The sequence below is a fragment of the Halomonas sp. ND22Bw genome (assembly GCF_003011945.1).
In the GTDB taxonomy this organism is placed as follows: Bacteria; Pseudomonadota; Gammaproteobacteria; order Pseudomonadales; family Halomonadaceae; genus Halomonas; species Halomonas halophila.
The window spans coordinates 1-273 of record NZ_PXWD01000849.1 but is presented as its reverse complement, the minus strand read 5'-3'; the positions used below and the strand labels follow the sequence as shown (position 1 = coordinate 273).

Below are 273 nucleotides of genomic sequence, written 5' to 3'. Positions count from 1 at the left end.
GTCGTCGAGCGTCGGCGACGCGAGGGTGCCGTCGCCACATGCCAGCCTTGATCGGCGCCTGACGAGGCAGGGCCTCTATGTCAGAGGCCTTCATTATGCATCTCCCGCTTTGAGCGTTGCGCGAGCAGCCGGGTGCAGCCGGGTATCTGTCAGGCTTGATCCGGCAGACCTCGGCGCGGTGTGGGCGCTGCTCGACGGCGCGTGGGATCGGGTTCCCTGCTCGTTCAGTACCGGTGAACGGGCAAGCCCGGGCGCGCACGGTCGCAGTCCATC

The 273-nt window shown here is 67.8% G+C and carries 1 protein-coding gene; it reads left to right on the top strand.

What is annotated here, in order from left to right:
• Positions 1 to 25 precede the first annotated feature (25 nt).
• The coding region (locus CVH10_RS20545; RefSeq protein ID WP_369335917.1) for a Mu transposase C-terminal domain-containing protein at positions 26 to 273 on the top strand (248 nt) is incomplete at its 3' end.